3 protein-coding genes and 1 pseudogene are annotated in these 4,487 nt (G+C 38.6%); all 4 read right to left on the bottom strand.

Annotated features, from left to right (window positions below):
• On the bottom strand, window positions 1-226 hold a 226-nt coding region (locus FCR06_RS31975), incomplete at its 3' end, for a helix-turn-helix domain-containing protein (protein WP_223280404.1).
• Window positions 227-388: 162 nt separating this feature from the next.
• Window positions 389-2,983, bottom strand: coding sequence for a CHAT domain-containing protein (locus tag FCR06_RS31970; protein WP_223280403.1), 2,595 nt, complete (start codon window positions 2,981-2,983; stop codon window positions 389-391).
• A gap of 121 nt (window positions 2,984-3,104) precedes the next feature.
• A complete protein-coding gene (locus tag FCR06_RS31965) occupies window positions 3,105-3,902 on the bottom strand; it encodes a DUF928 domain-containing protein (protein ID WP_138506909.1) in 798 nt (265 codons plus the stop codon).
• Between the two features lie 305 nt (window positions 3,903-4,207).
• A pseudogene (locus FCR06_RS31960) lies at window positions 4,208-4,447 on the bottom strand (transposase); the annotation flags it as partial.
• Window positions 4,448-4,487: the final 40 nt, after the last annotated feature.

Here is a 4,487-nt window from a genome sequence, read left to right as displayed (position 1 = left end):
CTAACTGCTCAACTACTGGTAAATTGCTAGTCCTGATTTTAGCGATCGCGCCACCTCCATGAGGCAAAGGTGTCACTTGTCCTGTATCTCGATAGCGACGAATTAACCTTTTAATGAAGGATAAGCTCACTTTAAAGCGTTTAGCCAGTTGGCGTTGTGACCCTTGTTGGGCTTCATAAGCATCTATCACACGTTGGCGTAAATCAGTTGAGTAAGGAGCAGGCATAACTATGAGTATTTTTGCTGCCTCTCCAGTTTACTAAATTTGTGGTCTATTCAATTGAAAAACGCTGTAAGACGGGTTTAGGGGAGGGGTCTTAAAACCCGCTACTCTTTCTCTGTCCTGAAAGAGCAGGGCTTTTCACAAATTTTTGTAATTGTGTATAGATCAAAGCCAATTTCCTACTAAGACATAAGGTGCCCAAAAATAAGGGCTTTTTTGTTTAGCAAATACAGTTAATTGAGCACGTTGAAGCGCTTGAGCTTTACTGATCCCAGTATTTAAATTTCGATAAAACTCACTCATGAGTTTAGCAGTCCATTGGTCGTCCACTGACCATAAACTTGCTAGCGTGCTGCGTGCGCCGGCTCGTACAGCTATCCCAGCTAATCCCAAAGCAGCCCGGCGATCGCCAACAGCAGTTTTGCAAGCGCTCAAGACAAGTAACTCAATGTTACCAGACCTATTTCTCTCGCCAACTCGTAATAAACTATCAAATTGCTTAACTTTCAGTAGCTTATCCCAAGTGAGAAGAAAAGTTCTTTCCGGATCGGAACTAAACTCACCGTGGGTTGCTAAGTGAATTATAGAAAAAGGAGTTGCAAGCAATTGTTTTTGTACGTTACTATCGAGAAATTGCTGATTTAACAGTTCTTCACTTTTAGGAATCTCAGTTTTAATTTCTCTAAGTTCTGCCGCTACATTTTTCAAGGCGGAGAATTTTTCACCTTCTATGGAACGCGCTTCCCCTAATCCGGCAATTAAGGCATTTAAGTGGACTTTTTGCAAGGGTTTAGGATTAAACAATTGTAAACCAGGAGTTAAAGCGATCGCATATTTCTCCATGAGATATTTATTTTGCTGCGGGTCGTACAGAACCCCCATCGGAATATTTCTTAATTCCCCATCCAGTACAAAAACTAAAGTAGTGATGCCACTATTAGATAATTCTTTTTCGGCTGGTCGAATTAACCAGTCATATATTTTTTGCGACTGTTCTTTGACTTCATAAGTGGCAGCAACATCTGTTAAAGATTTCCGTAGTGAAGTAACTGTACTCTCTACTTTTTCTTGAGTAACGTTAGTCGTATAGTGCTGTAATTGTTGATTAGGCAAGGTAAGGATAACATCGAAACGGTCTGGCAAAATAACTGAATAGATAACTGCTGCCTTTTCATCCTGCTCCACCACTTTGTCAATCTCTACAATTGGTTCCAAACAAGGTGAACGAAAAAAGTTGTTCAGTTCCGCAAGCTGAAGTGACTCAATGACTTGACGTGCCTGTTTAAGATTGTATTGACTAGTCTGTTGCTCCCCTTGTATATTCTCTGTTCGCAACTGTAACTCAACAAACTCCCGATAGATAGGTTCTACACTTTCCCGAAAAGAAAACTGAACATCTAAATTAGTAGCAACCAAATTACCACGTAGAGATTCTAAAGTTTTGTAAGCTGTATCATATGCTTCGAGCGCAGCTTTGATATTTCCTTGTTGCTTTAGTAAACGCCCCTGCTGCCATTGCCACTGATAGAGAATATCTGATGCATCAATAGTTTGAGCAATGAATAAGGCTTTTTGGGTTAGCTGTATAGCATCAGCTAACTGGTTATTCTTTTCATACAAGTGCCCCAAAGTTCCAAGAGCATAAGATTGGGCTTGCTGGTCTTTTAGGTTTTGGGACTGCTGTATTGCAGTAGACAAGAGTTGGGCAATATTTAAATTTGAGAAAATCGGCGTATTGATTTCCTGTGTTAAGTCCATTAAGATGGAGGCGAATTGAATTCGAGCATATACTGAGTTTCGGCTCGGAACTAATTTATTGATTTCAGTGAGAATTTGGTCAGATAAGGGTAAAGCTTGTTTGAACGTATTTATAGCTTCTTTTTTCGAGAGAAATTCTAGAAGTAGGCTAAGTTGATTTAGCTGTGCTTGAATATGCGTAGTAGCTACTGCATTTATAGCCGCTTGCTGATAAAAGTTGAAAGCAGCTTGAAATTCTTTTTGAGCAAGGTCTGAATTCCCTACCTGATGTTGAGTTTTTCCGACGGCAAAGGCTGTATTACCTAAACTCAGGAAAGTATCACTTATAGCTGTTGGAGATTGTAGTTGCTTCGCTAGAGTTAAACTTTGCTCTAAAACTGTTCGAGATGTATTGAAATTACCAATAACTCGTAAGACATTGCCAAGGCTATTTAACCCGGCAACTTTGAGCGATGAATCTGCAAGAGTGGTAAGGGTTTGTTGAACTTCAATTAAAGTTTTTTGTGCTTGGCGATAAAGCCCTAAAGCCTGCATAGCTTGAGCAGAGTTAATCCGGTTACGAGTTAATGCCGCCCGATCACCTATTTGCTCATATATATCAGCAGCTTTTTGCCAAGTGGACAAGGCGATTTCAGTTTGTCCGATTGCTAATTGTAATTTTCCTTGTATATCTAAAGCTTGGGCGATAATCGCATCACGGTCTTTTGAGCTATCTAAATTGTTTAACAGATTGAGACTTTGGGTAATTGCAAGTTCTGCTTGTGTCTGTTCGCCAAGCTGTTGATAAATTAAGGCAAGATTGCTTAATACTATAGCTTGATTAAGTTTATCTCCTGTTTTGTGAAAGCCAACAGCAGCTTGTGACAAAACCTGAAGTGCTTCAGTAAATAAACCTGCCTCATAGAAAGCTTTACCCTGTTCTACTAAGCTTTGATCCAAAGCAGGTGAGTTTTGAATCTGAGTTTGTGGAATATTTAGGCTGATCTGAGAAAAAGTTGCCATTCCAGGTGAATGAAAAATGCACACTATGGCTGTGACTAGTAGCAACAAGAAAAATTTCCTAAATCTCAAACCAGATTGTGGCATACGCAATAATACTGCTAATTTCCCCAGAATTCTTATACTACTTTGATTCAGTGATGGCTTTTTCGTCACTTTTAAGTTCTACAATCGGTACTGTTGCAAGTTCTGCTAAACCGATATCTTTTAACAAAAGTGTCCAATCCTCTGTAAAAATGCCTGAGTTGGGATTAGAACGACGCAAAGTAGCTAAATTAGTTAAAGCATCTTGCCAAATTTGGTTAAGAGCATAGGTAGCATATTCTCTTGATTGTGTCCTTTTTAACTGACTTTCAAGATAAGAATTTAACGGCAGACGCTGTATCCATGCTTTCACATAAAAGTACTCCGACATTTGCTGGGGATTGCCACAAAAAACTTTAAAATACCACTGATAGTTTTTGTTTATTTTGAGAGCAGACTGTGAATTATGTGGTAGGTTAATACCGAAAACACTAGCTTTTCGTGGTAGTGATAGAGATGTCCTGTAGATATTTTTGTCATTTTCATCTTGAAGTATAAACTCCCCAAAAATAGCATTTTTGGGTAATTCCGGTACATACACCCAAAAGGTTGGATATTCAGAAATTGTGAATGCTAAAAAAGACTTTGATTCGTCTGCAATTTCTTCACCAGGAACTAAAGCAGTGATTGGCATGTTCAATGGAGTGCAATCATCACGGCTTGTACCCCCTTTACGCCGTCCAGTAGGTGCGCCGTTATCTGGAAATTTTGGACGTTGAGATTGGATACGTATATTAACTTGGGGTTGGTTAATTGATTGAGCCAGCTTTGCTGAAACTCCTGTGGGGCAACTTACCAATCCCAGAAGTATTAAAGTCATAATATAAGTAAGTTTCATCAAAAATATAGCCCTTTGACAAAAGGAATATAAACGTTATTGACAGAAAAGAAACTAACTTTAGCCGATCAGTGAGAATGATAAATGTGGAACACACTAAAGTTTTATAAGCAGCTATGAAAGTAGGGCAAAGGCATGTAATTCTTTCAACTTTTAATGCTTAAGAATATTAATTTCAAATGGCCGAAACCATAGAATGTCCAAACTCTTACTATTAAAGGTTAAAACCCTTAAATGCGTTTGCGTGGCTATAAAAGACATTGCAGTAATTTACTAATCTTAACTACAACGTGAGTTCGACGGAACTAAAAAATGGCAGGAGGTAGTACAGGCAAATTTTTTGGGTAAATGTCAATCGAGGGTTTTTTAGGCAAATAGGTATAAGCAGCTAAACCAGCCATCAAGTTAACTAAAAAATTAAATGGACTACGATGACGAGAGTGTTCTATTTGACATATATTTTTCAAATGGTCATTGACTGACTCAATTACAGCACGTTTGCGTAACAGAATCTTATCAATCAGTTTTACCAAACGATTTTTCATTTTCTTCTTAGATTTTGTGAACTAACTGCAATCCGCGCTC

The sequence above is a fragment of the Nostoc sp. PA-18-2419 genome (assembly GCF_005869855.1).
In the GTDB taxonomy this organism is placed as follows: Bacteria; Cyanobacteriota; Cyanobacteriia; order Cyanobacteriales; family Nostocaceae; genus Nostoc.
The sequence above is the reverse complement of the archived record's forward strand: the minus strand, read 5'-3'. Positions and strand labels throughout refer to the sequence as shown.

Coding starts and splice junctions, on each gene's coding strand:
- FCR06_RS31970 (WP_223280403.1), bottom strand. CDS start 2,983: ATGGCAACTTTTTCTCAGATCAGCCTAAATATTCCACAAACTCAGATT.
- FCR06_RS31965 (WP_138506909.1), bottom strand. CDS start 3,902: ATGAAACTTACTTATATTATGACTTTAATACTTCTGGGATTGGTAAGT.